This is a genomic window from Suicoccus acidiformans (assembly GCF_003546865.1).
Taxonomy (GTDB): Bacteria; Bacillota; Bacilli; order Lactobacillales; family Aerococcaceae; genus Suicoccus; species Suicoccus acidiformans.
Map to the genome: position 1 here is coordinate 651720 of NZ_CP023434.1, position 14514 is coordinate 666233.

General features: G+C 41.5%; 14 protein-coding genes. 9 read left to right on the forward strand and 5 right to left on the reverse strand.

What is annotated here, in order from left to right:
- Positions 1-16: 16 nt before the first annotated feature.
- A complete protein-coding gene (locus tag CL176_RS03150) occupies positions 17-1111 on the reverse strand; it encodes an FUSC family protein (RefSeq protein ID WP_118990020.1) in 1095 nt (364 codons plus the stop codon).
- 167 nt (positions 1112-1278) lie between these two features.
- Between CL176_RS03150 and CL176_RS03155 the strand changes: the two genes are divergently transcribed.
- Positions 1279-1749, forward strand: a complete 471-nt coding sequence (locus CL176_RS03155; protein WP_118990021.1) for a Fur family transcriptional regulator — start codon at positions 1279-1281, stop codon at positions 1747-1749.
- Between the two features lie 42 nt (positions 1750-1791).
- Here CL176_RS03155 and trpS read toward each other — a convergent pair whose 3' ends face one another.
- Complete coding sequence (gene trpS / locus CL176_RS03160) at positions 1792-2778, reverse strand: tryptophan--tRNA ligase (RefSeq protein WP_118990022.1); 987 nt, start codon at positions 2776-2778, stop codon at positions 1792-1794.
- An 886-nt stretch (positions 2779-3664) separates the two neighbouring features.
- Here trpS and spxA point away from each other — a divergent pair.
- From spxA to pepF, 4 genes are all read left to right on the forward strand, one after another.
- Entirely contained in the window at positions 3665-4063 is a 399-nt protein-coding gene (gene spxA / locus CL176_RS03165; RefSeq protein WP_118990023.1) for a transcriptional regulator SpxA, read from the forward strand.
- A gap of 410 nt (positions 4064-4473) precedes the next feature.
- On the forward strand, positions 4474-5160 hold the full coding sequence (locus tag CL176_RS03170) for an adaptor protein MecA (RefSeq protein WP_118990024.1): 687 nt from the start codon (positions 4474-4476) through the stop codon (positions 5158-5160).
- Between the two features lie 53 nt (positions 5161-5213).
- Positions 5214-6308 carry a competence protein CoiA gene (locus tag CL176_RS03175; RefSeq protein WP_118990025.1) on the forward strand — a complete coding sequence of 365 codons (1095 nt, stop codon included), beginning with the start codon at positions 5214-5216 and terminating at the stop codon, positions 6306-6308.
- A gap of 44 nt (positions 6309-6352) precedes the next feature.
- Positions 6353-8143, forward strand: coding sequence for an oligoendopeptidase F (gene pepF, locus CL176_RS03180; RefSeq protein WP_118990026.1), 1791 nt, complete (start codon positions 6353-6355; stop codon positions 8141-8143).
- A gap of 47 nt (positions 8144-8190) precedes the next feature.
- Here pepF and trmB read toward each other — a convergent pair whose 3' ends face one another.
- The 3 genes from trmB to CL176_RS03195 form a co-directional block, all read right to left on the reverse strand.
- A complete protein-coding gene (gene trmB, locus CL176_RS03185) occupies positions 8191-8829 on the reverse strand; it encodes a tRNA (guanosine(46)-N7)-methyltransferase TrmB (protein ID WP_118990027.1) in 639 nt (212 codons plus the stop codon).
- Between the two features lie 132 nt (positions 8830-8961).
- Complete coding sequence (locus CL176_RS03190) at positions 8962-9750, reverse strand: phosphotransferase family protein (protein ID WP_118990028.1); 789 nt, start codon at positions 9748-9750, stop codon at positions 8962-8964.
- Positions 9751-9831: 81 nt separating this feature from the next.
- The gene (locus tag CL176_RS03195) at positions 9832-10176 is read right to left on the reverse strand and encodes a hypothetical protein (protein ID WP_118990029.1); all 345 of its coding nucleotides are present in this window, start codon (positions 10174-10176) and stop codon (positions 9832-9834) included.
- Positions 10177-10734: 558 nt separating this feature from the next.
- On the opposite strand from CL176_RS03195, the gene CL176_RS03200 reads away from it, so the two are divergent.
- Genes CL176_RS03200 through murC form a run of 4 tightly spaced genes read left to right on the forward strand, consistent with a single transcriptional unit; the run spans position 10735 to position 14304 of the window.
- Positions 10735-11802, forward strand: coding sequence for a zinc-binding metallopeptidase family protein (locus CL176_RS03200; protein ID WP_118991555.1), 1068 nt, complete (start codon positions 10735-10737; stop codon positions 11800-11802).
- Positions 11803-11816: 14 nt separating this feature from the next.
- Positions 11817-12446 carry a YtpR family tRNA-binding protein gene (ytpR, locus tag CL176_RS03205; RefSeq protein ID WP_240430573.1) on the forward strand — a complete coding sequence of 210 codons (630 nt, stop codon included), beginning with the start codon at positions 11817-11819 and terminating at the stop codon, positions 12444-12446.
- A gap of 29 nt (positions 12447-12475) precedes the next feature.
- Positions 12476-12958, forward strand: coding sequence for a hypothetical protein (locus CL176_RS03210; RefSeq protein ID WP_118990031.1), 483 nt, complete (start codon positions 12476-12478; stop codon positions 12956-12958).
- A gap of 14 nt (positions 12959-12972) precedes the next feature.
- Positions 12973-14304: a UDP-N-acetylmuramate--L-alanine ligase gene (gene murC / locus CL176_RS03215; RefSeq protein ID WP_118990032.1), complete on the forward strand. Its 1332-nt coding sequence runs from the start codon at positions 12973-12975 to the stop codon at positions 14302-14304.
- Positions 14305-14514 lie beyond the last annotated feature (210 nt).

Genomic DNA, 14514 nt, shown 5'->3' on the forward strand with positions numbered 1-14514 from the left:
GTCTCGTCTTTTGCTGTTAGTTTGAATGGATGGAGTCTTCGACGACGTTCTCTTCAGAATGATAATGTCTGGCGTATATGGAGAGGATATTATTCAAATTATTGATGCTCTCTTCATAACGGTAAATCGCAGACATAATATGAATAACACCATTAACATCAGTGTTGCTACGCTCTTTGTCTTCAAGAAATTTCCACGCTTGATCGAAGAATTTCTGCACGTATTCTTCACGATATGCATAAGGCGTTCGAATAAATTTAACGTTCTCAGCAGAAACACGACCGCTCAGCTTCATCATTACTTGTTCATGGGCCACCATAAGCAGCTCGACCCGTTCACGAATCATCAAGCGTAAATCATCTGGGAATGAAGCAAAGACGGCGTCTTGATTATGCATCGTGTCTAATAGACGGATGGTTGCTCGGGTTGCAGTAATCATATGGCGGTAGATAACTAAACGGCGGGCAACAACGTAACGTTCTTTCTTCGAAAGGATAACTTCATTGCGAATTAAATCGAAGAATTGTTCGACTTGCTTAAGTTCATTGCGTGCCCAGACGATATCTTGATGCATAATAGAGAAGGTGATATTCTGGCGCAGGGTAGCCCGAATCAGTATCAGAATTTCATTGGTTAAATTCGTCAAGGAATCATAGAAACGTTGATCATATCGCGGTGGATAAATTAAGCTATTGATTAGAAAGGAAATCGTTACACCAATAAAAGTTTCTAAAACCCGATACAGTGCAGTTAAAGCCAAGTTGTTAGATACAGACGTCATGACGGCAACCACGGTAATTACAGCGAGGTTGAGCACATCACTCAGTTTTAAGGCATTTAAGACACCAATAAGAATAATAGCAGCAATCCCAATTGAAACAGGGTTCGTCCCGAGGGTATAGCTTAAAATAACAGCAACAATCCCGCCAATCGAGTTGGCTAACAAACGGTTCCGGAATGATTCATAAGATTTCTTCACCGATTGCATGGTCGTAGTAATGGCTGCAATGCCGGCAAGGGCAGGGCTGTTATCGGGAATTAAGTACATGGATATGAGAATAGATAAAGTAATGGATAGCCCGGTTTTCAGTACACGAGCACCTATTTTCATTGTGACACCTCCTTAGTTTTTTGAGTCATCTATATCATAAATTCAAAGAACTTAGAATTCAAGAAAGATTACTCAGCGAAGGTGTTTATTTTTGTATCTAAAAAGAGTATAATGGTATATACTAGTAATGATTATTAATTTAGGTCTAACTAAAAGGAGGTGTAATCATGCCGGAACATATCGATGATACAGTTCATTTGATGGATGAGTCCATCCGATTACTCAAGGATAAGAATATTCGTATCACACCACAAAGGCGCATCATCTTAAAATACATGATTGAAGCAAAGCATCACCCGACAGTGGAAGAGATTTTTGATGATGTGACGGAGGAATATCCAGGGATGAGTTTGGCGACGGTTTACAATAACTTGCGTACTTTGATGGATGTAGGCTTGGTTAAGGAAATGAAATTCTCTGATGTAACCAGCCACTTCGATTTCGTCTATCATGATCACCATCATATTATTTGCGAACAATGTGGTAAGATTGCGGACTTTAATGTCGACCCACATTATCTCAATGCAATCAGTCAAAGCGCTAAAGAGCAGACAAACTACACCGTGCGCAAAGTAAGTCTTGAGCTTTACGGACTTTGCCCGGAATGCCAGCAAGAGACAACGGATGAAGATAAATAAATATACAAAAAGCTAAGCAAGAATTTTCTTGCTTAGCTTTTTTTAGTATCCGATTCCAATTGCTTTATTCATCCGTGCAAGCACTTGGTTAGCTTGTTCATTAGCTTTAATAGCCCCATCATGCAGGATATCATCCAATTCAGAACTGCTTAATAATTTCTCATAGCGTGTTTGAATTGGTTCGAGGACAGATACCACTAATTCAGCTAGGTCTGTCTTAAATGGACCATAGCCTTTACCAGCATAAGCTTGGACGATGTCATCCGTTGATTTATCACTTAAATTAGCGTAAATTTCGATTAAGTTAGCAATTGCTGGTTGCGCTTCTTTGTCGTAATTGATTTCGCCAATTGAATCAGTGACAGCTGATTTTATTTTCTTGGTGATCTGGTTAGGTGTATCCAGCATTGATACGAAGCCTCGTTCATTTGCATCTGACTTACTCATCTTAGACATCGGGTCTTGTAAACTCATGACACGGGCTCCTGCTTTAGGATAAATGCCTTCTGGTTTAACCAGGACATCTCCGTAGCGATTGTTGAAGCGATCGACAAAATTCCGTGTCAATTCAATATGTTGTCTTTGATCATCGCCCACCGGCACATAGGCTGCGTCATGTAAGATAATATCTCCTACCATTAAGGCCGGGTAGGCCAGAAGACCTGCGTTGACGGCTTCTTGCTTTTGGGCTTTATCTTTATATTGGGTCATGCGTTCTAATTCGCCTAAGCCAGTATGACAAAGAATAAGCCAAGCAGATTGGGTATGCGCTGGGACATCGGATTGCACAAAGATCGTAGATTTATTAGGATCAATGCCTATCGCCAAATAAAGTGCAGCCAGTTCCCGCGTCATTTCCTTGAGACGTTTAGGCTCTTGAGGCACTGTGATAGCATGTTGATTCACCACGCAATAAGTCGCGTCATACTCATCTTGTAATTGGACGAAGCCACGCATTGCACCAATATAATTACCAATTGTCGGGGTACCGGAAGGTTGTACGCCCGAGAAGATTCTTGCTTTCGACATAGTTGAACTCCCTCACATTAAAGTTGTCCCCATTATAACCTACTTCCCCAAAAAGGACAAAAAGTATTTACCGAAGCTTGAATCTTAACTTGTTGCTGTTCAATGGATAGAAGTATTGAAGGCTCTGCGGTTTTCCTTGCTTAGGACTTTGATACATGTCTGTCTAAAAAACATAAATGTAGGTATTTAGCGCTCGTGCTGTTAGATTTCTTGTTCATATTTTCTGTACTTTTTTCGACTGTTCTACAAATAAAATTAAACCATTGATACTATCATATTCTTCTAGCATACAAACGATTTCTGAATTCAGGTGTTCTGCGATTTATGATTCTGAATTGGTAAAATCTTTTGATTATAGTAGGAATAGTACGCTTTTATTTAGATTGATCAACTGCTTAAAATATTGTAATAATAAGCTTTTAGGTGTTTCATTGTCTTAAGAGCTGTCAAAGACGAAGCATTGCTGACAGAAATGCATTCATTTCATTATCGCTCTTTTCTGAATGGCCGTATCTATTCTTCGAATAAATTTCATGAAATTTACGAAACATAGTTAGTATATCGATATATTATCATGAGCAAAAGGGATGAAGTCTCACATAGTAGGATTATCTATACTGATTAAGATAGAGGCTTTCATGGAGGATTAGCCAGACTTAACCATGAAGATGAGATAGATAAGATAAATTTATGAATAAATTGTAAAAATGTATGAATATTTTGTAGAACATATTGCTTAAAAAGTCTCATCATGTTATAATTTTATTTGTAAGATGTTATGTTGTGTGTTACAATTCATCTTTCCATCGCACGCTTTAGAAGATATGACAACACGCAGAATAGAATCAGTATTATCTCGTTTAATTTAAGGAAGGATTGATCCTTTATGGTAACATTATATATTACCCCAAGCTGTACATCCTGTCGTAAAGCTCGTGCATGGTTGGAAGAACATGACATTCCTTACGAAGAACGTAATATTTTTACGGATCCATTAACAGAAGATGAAGTAAAAGATATTTTACGCATGACTGAAAACGGAACAGAAGATATTGTTTCAACTCGTTCCAAAGCGTATTCTCAGCTAAATGTTGAGTTAAGTGAATTACCACTGAATGATTTCTTTACTTTGGTCAAAGAACAACCAGGTCTATTACGTAGACCTATCTTGATTGACGATAAACGCTTACAAATCGGTTATAACGAAGATGAAATTCGTCGTTTCTTACCAAGAGATGTACGCGCTCGTGAATTAGAAAAAGCACGTGCTTTAGTTAATGAATAAGACAGTTAGGTGTCAAAGAGCCAGCCTTGTTCGGGTTGGCTTTTTTGGTACAAGCTTAAGAGATAAGCATCGTACTTGAATTAACCTCCAGACTTAGTGATATGTTATGCTTTACATGTTGAGGTTTGCTTGGAGTATCTTTTCAACCTTGTTAAACTTTCGTCAGGATAACTCAGTGCTTCATCATTGTAGAAACTAAACGATAGCGACTAGCACCTTAGCCAAGAACTTGAAAATATTACAAGTTCTTGATGAAATGGGTGCAATTTGATATGATACGTCCACATTGAGATATATTTCGATGGATGTTGCCTGGCATCGCACAAACTTTTAACTTAAACAGCCTTTTGTGTTTCCTGTTCCGTTTAGATATGTTACTATTATATTTAGGAAGTAGGAGGTGATCTATCATGGAAATGGAACATATAAATGAAAACCTCATCAAAGTTCTCATTGATGCTGAAGATCTTGAAAAGCGGGGAATTAATTTCCTTGATTTGATTGGTGATCAGCAGAGCGTTGAGCGGTTCTTTTATTCGATTCTTGAAGAAGTTGATGTGGACCATCACTTTAGAGAGTCTGAGACGGTTACGTTTCAGGTGATGCCCAATCGAGATGGTTTAGAACTTTATATCAGCCGAGCAACACCAGATGAGTTCATGGATCACTGGGACGATGGATTGGCTGAGCGTTTCTTAGCAGGAGAGGCTAACCTATATTCATCTGAAAGATATAACAATGCAGGGCTAGGTGGTTCACCGAGCGGGCAAAAGATTAGAGATTTTATCGATGATGCATTAGAAACCCCTGTGGGTGATTATGTTATCAGTTTTAAATCACTGGAAGATTTCTTAGGGGCTGCTCGAGAAATTAATCTTACAGGGCTTTTAAATGACTTATATCACTTAGATAAAGCATATTACTTGGTGTTGCATCTACCTGAAAAAGGCAGTGAGTTGTCAGAAAGTGACTACAATAATATTATGTCTATTTTAGAATATGGCGAGAAAGATTCGTTTTCTGTCAACTTTTTGCAGGAGCATGCTCAGTTGTTGCAGGCGGATGATGCGATGAATTTCTTTGGAAATAAATTTTAATACATGTAACTACCCTCCTTTTAGCGTATATATATACTAGAAGGAGGTTTTTTATGTATGCAGCATTAACAGAAAATGGGGAAATGATTTATGCCTCTCAATCAGCTTCGCGACCGAAGGAAAGATGTATATGTCCTGATTGCTTTGATGAAGTGATTCTTAAGAAAAGCTCACAAGGGAAATGGTTTTTCGCACATAAGTCTGCTTGTGGTAAGCAAGTTGATAACGCTAAACGTCCAGGTGAGGGTGAACTTCATCGCAAGGCTAAGCGGCTCGTAGTCGAGGCTTTGAAGGAAAGTTATGCTGGTGTGGAAGAGGAGTATTATTTGCCTGAAATTGAACGGACTGCCGATATATATGTGTCTGGAACTAAGCCGACTGTGATTGAAATTCAAGTTAGTCCAATCGATATTTATAGCTTGCATGTACGCACAGCGAATTATCAAGGATTGGGATTAAGGGTTATTTGGCTAATGACTCGTTCTAGCAAGATTAATTTTAATAGTGCTTGGTATACGCGTATGTTGCAGTATTCTGAGTCTTTTGGCTTGCACCGACAATTTATCAATGTTGAAGCCGAACGCCTCGAAATAGAGTGCTTTCTGCCAGCTATTTATGAAGAAGAAAATCTTACTTACAGCGAGATTCATCGGCCAATCGCCTCAATCATGGAGCGCAAACCGGTGCAGGGTGATCAATTCTTGCTGGTCAAACATCAGCCGACTTTGTCAGAACTTGATGGACCGAAAGTGCGTGAATCGATTCGACGAACAGGCAGTAATTACGAAGCGCTTAGCCAATTGTATGCGTCCGGATTTAAGCTTGTTGATCTGCCAGAAGCTTGTTTAACGAGTCGGGAGAGATCCTTGCTTCTTGGTCAACCTATGTGGCATGTATATGCTTGGCTGTGTCAACAGCTGAAAGAGGAAGGTGGCATTTGGAATTACCAGAGATTTACATACGCTTTCGAAACCTACATTCATAAGTCCCCTCATAATTTAGAGGTCTTGCCTTTCGTTAAGAATACGATTACTAAGAAACTTTGCTGCGAGTATCTTTTTGAAAGCTTAAAGCGCAAAAAAGTTCTGCAAAACAAGTCAACAGAGGACGCTAGTGATGCTTGGGTGTATGTTCCTGACGAGAGGTAGAGAATATGCTAAAATTGGAGTAAGACTTTAGAGAGGAAGATTTTATGGTTGAAATAAAGCAAAGAGAAGCGATGGATCCGGCTTATCAATGGGATTTGTCTTCGGTTTTTGAAAGTGATGAGACTTTTGAACTGTCACTAGAATCTTTGAAGGAGCAACTTCCAGAGGTAACGGCTTTTAAAGGGAGATTATCTGAAAGCCCTGAAGTTCTGGCAGATGCAATCGATACCTTGGAGAACTACTCAAGGCAACTCCATACCTTATATGTCTATACGAGTTTGAAGCGTGACCAGGATCAAGGCAATGATACCTATCAACGCTATGAAGCTCAAGCGAGTCAATTGCTTTCTGAGTATGCGGCCGCAACGTCTTTCTTCCAGCCAGAGCTTTTAGCAATTGATCCGGAAGAGTTGGAGGACTTTATCCGACGCAGTGAACGGCTGCAGTTTTATCGTCATTATTTGGAGGATGCGACTCGCCAGCGTAAGCATGTGCTAAGTCCAGCTCAAGAGAAATTATTGGCACAAGCTCGAGAGGTATTGAGTGCCCATTCTGATACGTTCAGCTTGTTAAATAATGCTGATTTGTCTTTTGGGACGATTAAGGATGAAGCAGGGCAAGAAGTGCCTTTAACCCATGGCAGCTATAGCAAGTATATGGAAAGTACCGATCGTCGGGTGCGCCGAGATGCGTTCGAAGGGCTGTATGCCCAATATGAGCAGTTTAAGAATACCTTTGCGTCCCTTGTAAGCACGCAGATGAAGTCGGGTAATTTCCGGGCTAAAGCGCGTCATTATGACTCGGCTCGTCAAGCTGCCCTCGATAGTCATAATATTTCGGAAGATGTGTACGATACATTGGTAGATACAGTCAACGAAGCCTTGCCTCTCTTGCACGAATATGTTGCCTTGCGCAAGGATATGTTAGGTTTAGATACGTTAGAGATGTATGATATGTACACCCCTCTTCTTGGTGATCCACCAATCAGCTTTACTTATGATGAAGCTAAGGATGTGGTCTTAAAAGCCTTAGCACCGCTCGGTTCAGATTATACAGCAATCTTAACCCGTGCTTTTGACGAGAAATGGATTGATGTCTATGAGAATAAAGGCAAAAGAAGTGGAGCTTATTCATCCGGTAGTTATGATACGAAGCCGTATATTCTAATGAATTGGCAGGACGGTTTGAATTCGCTTTATACCTTGGTGCATGAACTGGGACACAGTGTTCATAGTGAATTATCCAATACTCATCAAGCTTATGTTTATTCAAATTATCCAATTTTCTTAGCTGAGATTGCTTCAACGACGAATGAGAATTTATTGACGCAATACTTATTGGATACTTACCAGGATAAGGAAACCCAAGCCTATGTCTTAAACCATTTCCTTGATGGGGTGAAGGGTACGGTCTTTCGCCAAACGCAATTTGCGGAATTCGAGCACTTTATGTATACCCAAGAAGCTGCAGGCGAGCCTTTAACTGCCCAATTTCTCAGCAAGCATTATCAAGAACTCAATGCGAAGTATTACGGCTCATCGGTTAATTCAGACTCACAAATCGCCTTAGAATGGGCGCGTATTCCACATTTCTACTATAACTACTATGTTTACCAATACGCTACAGGCTTCTCCGCGGCCACTTATTTCGCCCAAGGTATCTTAAAGGGTGAAGCAGGCATGTTGGAAAGCTATGTGAACTTCTTGAAATCTGGTAGCAAAGACTATCCGATTGCAATAATGCAAGAAGCTGGCCTTGATATGACCCAAACCGATTATATTCAAGCTACCTTAAACGCCTTCAACGAGCGTCTTCAAGCCTTTAAAGCACTCTAATAATACCCAAATAGGTCGCAGCTAAATTTAATCGCTGCGACCTATTCTTATTTGAAACGAGCTTCCAGGCGATAAATCCGGTGACCTTTCTGAGAGAACTTCTCTTCGTATTCAGTCATAATATTGCCTTCAAAAGCTGAATTGTGTAAATCTAAAGAAACATTCGCAAAGCTCATCCCGTAGGTGGACAAGCTATGCAGGGAATACTCAAAAAGCCCTTGGTTATCGGTTTTGAAATGAATTTCACCAGTGTCTTTTAAGATTTTCTCGTAACTTTCGAGAAAGGTCGGAGAAGTCAAGCGACGTTTAGTGTGACGCGCCTTGGGCCAAGGATCGCTGAAGTTCAAGTATATTCGGTCAATTTTATCCTCGGCGAAGAGCGCTTCAACGCTCGCCCCGTTCCCATGTAGTATTTGTAAATTAGGTAAGTCTGCTTCCAATTGACGTTCGAGAATGCGCAGGGCAACGCTCGTTTGTACTTCCATGGCGATGTAATTAATGTCTGGATGGGCTTTGGCCATCTCGGTAATAAAGCGCCCTTTACCTGAGCCGATTTCTAAATGTAAAGCTTGTGCCTTAGGAAAGCGCTCCTGCCACTTACCAGCTTGTGCTTGTGCTGCATCTACAACATATTGCGGATACGCTGCTAATTTCTCCTGTGCTCCTGGAATATTTCTTAAACGCATAGATTCACTCCTTTTGATAATGTATGTGTGTCTGATACTCACTCCCTCACTGAGGCAGTGGTATTAGGTTGGTGTCCAAGAAAAGCGACTGCTACATAAATACGCGGTTTGCACTTATGTAACAGTCGTTTCTTAATTTTCATAAATTTGCTTCAGTAGCAAGATCATTTCGTTCATCTTGTAATGGCGGGATTCACCGTGATATTGCTTAACGAAATAAAGAATATTGATTAAACTGTACCAACGTACCCGTTCGTAGAATGCTTCTTCGTCGAAATCATAGCCGTATTCTTCGAGCCAGCGAGTCCAATCACTCGGGCGGATATAGCGGACCAATAAATTGGTAATATCACTGAGCGGATCAGAAATATGGACATTCTCCCAGTCTACTAAGTATAGATGTTGATTCTCTTCATCCCAAAGGAAATTATTATGATGCAAATCGCCATGGCAGACTACAAGTCTAGCGTGGTAGAAACTCTCCTCTACGCTATCTTCTAGAAACGTAATGACTTCATTGAATAAACGGTGTGCTTGAAGTTGTGACGGCAAGTCTTTGTAATAATATTCAATAAAGTTAACGGGACGGTAAATCTCCCCGCCGACTCGTTTCAGCATGGCGAGCAAGTCTTCACTATGGTGGTAACGGCGAATGGTATCGATAACATCCGAACGATCCATCTCTTCATTCGTTAATAAACGGCCGTCTTTCCATTCTTGAGCGGTTAGGGTGTCCCCAGAATAAGTTCTTTGCGTCCACATCAATTTAGGTGTAAAACCTTTAGCAGAAAGGGCAGTTGTAAAAGGAGAGGTATTGCGTTTGAGAAAGACCTTCTCGTCTTGACGAATCCCCATAAAGGCTTCGCCGGTTTCACTATCTTCGAGGGGAAGTAATTCCCAATCATCGTCTTGATAGATCATCCGCTCACCCTCCTTCTTTTCTTCAACACGATAAATGTTATTGTACCACGATACGCAACCGGGTCAACACTTATCGGTTTATTAAATTGGTTGGGATTTGACCATGAATTGATCGACGATGTCCCCAGTATAAATGTCGCAAGCAAATTGATATTGGACAAGTTGATTACCTTCGTTTACCGTTAAGCCGCCAACATATACAAGTGGCTTCGCTTCAAACAGTTCATATTCAATCGGATCATAGTCAATCCATGAACCTTCAATGTCACCTCTCTTGCCAAATTTCTCTTTAGTACGGTTTAATACTTCACTGGCTGATTTCGGACGTTCTTTCAAGTAGAGTAGGGCGGAAGCAGCTCCGACAAGCATTCCTGCCACAAGTACGATGCCACCGTACATTTTATCGCTTTGATTTGATTTGGACATGTGTATCGCTCCTTTATTGATATAGATTATTGTAACATGAAATAGGGAAAGTTTTAAGTTATACTGATGCTGATTCAGTATATTGTCTTGAAGCAATTTAAGCCATGCAATAAAAGCATCTCAGAAAACTTAAGAGAGTTGGCGCGGATTAGGAAGTAAAGTCTGACGAATCCAACGCGCTTGTTCAAAGTAGGCTTTCTTGAATGACCATTTCAAAGGACATCGCTTGGTAAATGCCAAAGACGTTGCGGTAGCTAGTGCCTCGGCTAAATATAACGTCGTTGAAAAAAGGCCGTTATATTTATCGGGTAATGGATGTCGTAAACTTAAAGACTGTGAGAGTTTTAGAAAAACGCATACAGTATCTTCTTTTTTGCGAGAATACGGCTGTAGGCTTGAAGGATTTATTTGTTGAATGTTGTGATTTTTATCACGAATTAATGTTTATGAAATAGCATAATGTCAACCTTTAGGAAGGTGGTAGCATCTCGCGGGAATGTATTATATAATAATACAGATTAGTTGTCAGTAGAAAGATAGGTGAGCGGATTGGAACAATTGAATGAATCGACCTTTAAGCATTTGATGGCTCTGACCGAGTTGCAGAGTATTTCCGGTCATGAGAGTTCAGTTCGTCAGTATATGCAGGAAGCAATGTCAGCTTACGTTGATGAATGCGAAGTGTCTGGTTTGGGGAATCTTTTCGGCATAAAGCGGGCCAAACAGGCTGATGCGCCAACGGTGATGTTAGCGGGCCATATGGATGAAGTAGGTTTTATGTTGTCTCGGATTGAGGACAATGGTACCTTTCGGGCTGTTCCCATTGGTGGCTGGAATGTGTATGCGGTGCCTGCGCAACGCTTTACCTTACAGACTCAGCAAGGGGATATTCCAGTGATATCGAGTGCTGTTCCCCCGCATCTAATGAAGCAAAACGCTTCTAAACCGATTCAAGTCAAAGATATTTACTTTGACGCTGGTTTTGAATCCAAGGAAGAAGCGGAAGGCTATGGAGTTCGGCCCGGGGATCCGATTGTGCCGGAAGCTTCAACTGTCGTCTCAGCGAATGGGAAGTCATTGATTAGCAAAGCCATCGATAATCGCTATGGTTGTGCCCTGGTCTTGGATGTGCTTGAGGCTTTGAAAGATGTGGACTTGCCTTTCCACCTAGTTGCTGGAGCAACAGTGCAGGAAGAGGTTGGTTTGCGCGGGGTTAAAGGAGCGGTGCATCGCTACGCGCCAGATATTTTCTTTGCAGTTGACGCTTCGCCTGCCGGGGACGGTGAAGGTGATAAGACAGCTCAAGGGCAATTGGGTCAAGGCTTCTTACTTAGGGTGCAAGACCCGGGCCATATTAGTCATCCGCCTTTATGGCATTATATTCAAGCACAGGCAGAGAACGCCGGTATTCCTTACCAGTATTACTTCTCACAAGGCGGGACAGATGCGGGAGCAGCGCATGTGATGAATGATGGCGTGCCTAGTGCGGTTATTGGTTTGCCTGCCCGCTATATTCATGGTCACCAATCGCTCATGCGCTTGAGAGATTATGAAGCTGCACGAGATATTGTGTTGCAAGTTTTCGAGAACTTGCAACCAGAAATTATTCAAGAAATTAAAGGATAGAAAGAGGGACAATTATGTGGTTAGCTTTTTATAATGAGAATGTTGGAGATGTATTATTGTTAACGCGCGGAGGTGGCGTACCGGATGACTTTATCGAAACAGAAAGCCAGGGGAATGTAACCCTCATTAAAGACCGCCGCTCAAGTGAGGTCGTCTCAGCCAATATATTTAACATGAAAGATGCTATCAAGCCGGCTAATAACGGTAATATCACTTTGACGGAAGCGGACCTTGAATGGGTTAATGAACAAATTCAAGCGGTTGGCTTTGATTTGACAATTGATGTAGATAATACGCCTAAATTTGTAGTAGGTTACGTTGAAGAAGTCGAAGCGCATGAAGATAGTGACCACTTGTCCATTACGCAAACAGATATCGGCGATGAGGTAGTCCAGATTGTCTGTGGTGCAAGTAATATTGACGAAGATCAGTATGTGATTGTGGCTAAACCTGGAGCGGTCATGCCCAATGGAGCGATTATTTGGCCAGGCGAATTGCGCGGTGAAGCAAGTAACGGCATGATTTGTTCGACAAGTGAATTAGGCTTGAGTGATATTGATGACATGCCAGGTATTTGGGAACTTGAAGACGAGTTTGAGCCAGGTACACCTTTAGAAGAAGTTGTATCTTTCTATCGCGGTTAAATTGAAGCTTGGGAGTAAAGGAGGAAGTTATGAGTCGCTACGATGGACCTGCCTTTAATCGCAAGGCAAGACGGAAGCATTTTGAACCGACTGATAGCTATCAACCTGCCTTCCGAAAAGATAAAAAGCCCAAAACGAATTTGGAGCGAATGAGTCGTCAGACATCTCGGTCTGATTTGCGGATGTCGCAACAAACGCCACCGACACGCTATGAAGTGCCTTTTCTCAAGCAAGAGAAGCAAGTAAAGGCTGAGTTAGTGGAATCTACGTCAGAGCAGCGTTCTCACAGCCAAGGCGATAATGCTAAAGGCCTTAGCAAGTACCAGAGTGAGTCTACTAGCATGCAAGGCCAATCCGGCTATAAACATCCGGAACTACTCAAAGAAGAGGCAAAAAGCGAGCCACAGAAAGTGTCGGAAGGAGACACGCCACAAATTCTGAAGCATTCACTACGCATCTTGGCCAAACGTATGGTAAAATATAAAGACGATTTTATACTTTTTGATAAATAGGGGGAGACTGTAAGATGAATCGTGATACAATTTATCATTTCATCGGAATCAAAGGCTCAGGGATGAGTGCCCTGGCGCTCATTCTGCATGGAGAAGGCTATCAAGTCCAAGGAAGTGACGTTGGCAAATACTTCTTTACCCAGCAAGAATTAGAGAACCAGCAGGTGCCGATGTTCGAATTCGATGCAGCCAATATCAAAGAAGGCCTCACTGTCATTGTAGGAAATGCTTTTGGTGATGATCATCCAGAAGTGCAACGTGCCCAAGATTTAGATTTACCATTGTACCGCTACCATGATTTTCTCGGTAAATTGATTGAGAACTATACTAGTATTGCCGTCACCGGCTCACACGGCAAAACCTCAACCACTGGCTTATTGTCACATGTCTTAAGCCATTTGGCACCGACGAGTTATCTTATTGGGGATGGAACTGGCTTTGGTGATGAAACAGCGTCTTATTTCGCTTTGGAGGCGTGTGAATATCGACGTCATTTCTTAGCCTACCAACCGGACTATGCGATTATCACGAATGTGGATTTTGATCATCCGGATTATTATCGTTCCATTGAGGATGTCTTTGTTGCGATTGAGACCTTTGCAAGTCAAGCAAGTAAGGGCATTGTAGCTTGCGGTGAAGATGAGTATTTGCGCACATTAAATATAGATGTGCCCACTTATTATTACGGTTTTAACGAAGCTTTTGATATTTATGCGACTAATATCCAGCGGACGACTGATGGGTCAAATTTCGACGTGGTGATTGACGGGCAAACCTTTGGCCATTTCCACTTGCCAGCTTATGGGGAGCATAATATCCTGAACGCCTTGGCCGTTATTGGCGTCTTGAATCTTGAAGGCTTTGAGGCGAATATGATTGCTGAGTATGTGGCAACCTTCCAAGGGGTGAAGCGCCGTTTCGCGACACGTGAAGTTCATGGCTTAACGTTGATTGATGACTATGCCCATCATCCCTCGGAAATTCGCGCCACCATTGATGCAGCTAAGCAGAAATATCCGGACCGCCAAATTGTAGCGATTTTCCAACCGCATACCTTCTCAAGGACGGTTGCCTTATTGCACGAATTTGCGGAATCGCTCAATCAAGCGGACGATGTTTACTTGGTGGACATCTTTAATTCGGCTCGCGAATCTCAAGGGACTGTGACGATTGATGATTTGGCTGCTTTAATTGAAGCAGAAGTAGATATTATCTCAGCCGATCACTTGTCTCCATTGATGGCTTACGATGATGCGGTTATTCTATTTATGGGAGCCGGGGACATTGATCACTTATCCAAGCAATTTGAGCAGGCATATAGTCAGTTGCATCCAACTAAATTATAATTTAAGGCTTGTCTACAAGTCTTAGTGAGCAGACACTCCAACAAAAAGCGAATGATTTTAGGCTTTTTGTAGGGGTGTTTGTTTTCTGGATGATCTTATCCGTGAACAATCGTCCATACCAGCGTAATTTGAAGCTTACAGGATTTAAACACATAACGTATACATATGCCTTTGGTATAAAACTCACTAGATTTGCGGTATAATGATGGT

What these genes read in the sequence shown, in the direction of transcription:
- spxA (WP_118990023.1), top strand. Translation starts at nt 3,665, where the DNA reads ATGGTAACATTATATATTACCCCAAGCTGTACATCCTGTCGTAAAGCT.
- CL176_RS03170 (WP_118990024.1), top strand. Translation starts at nt 4,474, where the DNA reads ATGGAAATGGAACATATAAATGAAAACCTCATCAAAGTTCTCATTGAT.
- CL176_RS03175 (WP_118990025.1), top strand. Translation starts at nt 5,214, where the DNA reads ATGTATGCAGCATTAACAGAAAATGGGGAAATGATTTATGCCTCTCAA.
- CL176_RS03195 (WP_118990029.1), bottom strand. Translation starts at nt 10,176, where the DNA reads ATGTCCAAATCAAATCAAAGCGATAAAATGTACGGTGGCATCGTACTT.
- ytpR (WP_240430573.1), top strand. Translation starts at nt 11,817, where the DNA reads ATGTGGTTAGCTTTTTATAATGAGAATGTTGGAGATGTATTATTGTTA.
- CL176_RS03155 (WP_118990021.1), top strand. Translation starts at nt 1,279, where the DNA reads ATGCCGGAACATATCGATGATACAGTTCATTTGATGGATGAGTCCATC.
- pepF (WP_118990026.1), top strand. Translation starts at nt 6,353, where the DNA reads ATGGTTGAAATAAAGCAAAGAGAAGCGATGGATCCGGCTTATCAATGG.
- murC (WP_118990032.1), top strand. Translation starts at nt 12,973, where the DNA reads ATGAATCGTGATACAATTTATCATTTCATCGGAATCAAAGGCTCAGGG.
- CL176_RS03190 (WP_118990028.1), bottom strand. Translation starts at nt 9,750, where the DNA reads ATGATCTATCAAGACGATGATTGGGAATTACTTCCCCTCGAAGATAGT.
- CL176_RS03150 (WP_118990020.1), bottom strand. Translation starts at nt 1,111, where the DNA reads ATGAAAATAGGTGCTCGTGTACTGAAAACCGGGCTATCCATTACTTTA.
- CL176_RS03210 (WP_118990031.1), top strand. Translation starts at nt 12,476, where the DNA reads ATGAGTCGCTACGATGGACCTGCCTTTAATCGCAAGGCAAGACGGAAG.
- trpS (WP_118990022.1), bottom strand. Translation starts at nt 2,778, where the DNA reads ATGTCGAAAGCAAGAATCTTCTCGGGCGTACAACCTTCCGGTACCCCG.
- trmB (WP_118990027.1), bottom strand. Translation starts at nt 8,829, where the DNA reads ATGCGTTTAAGAAATATTCCAGGAGCACAGGAGAAATTAGCAGCGTAT.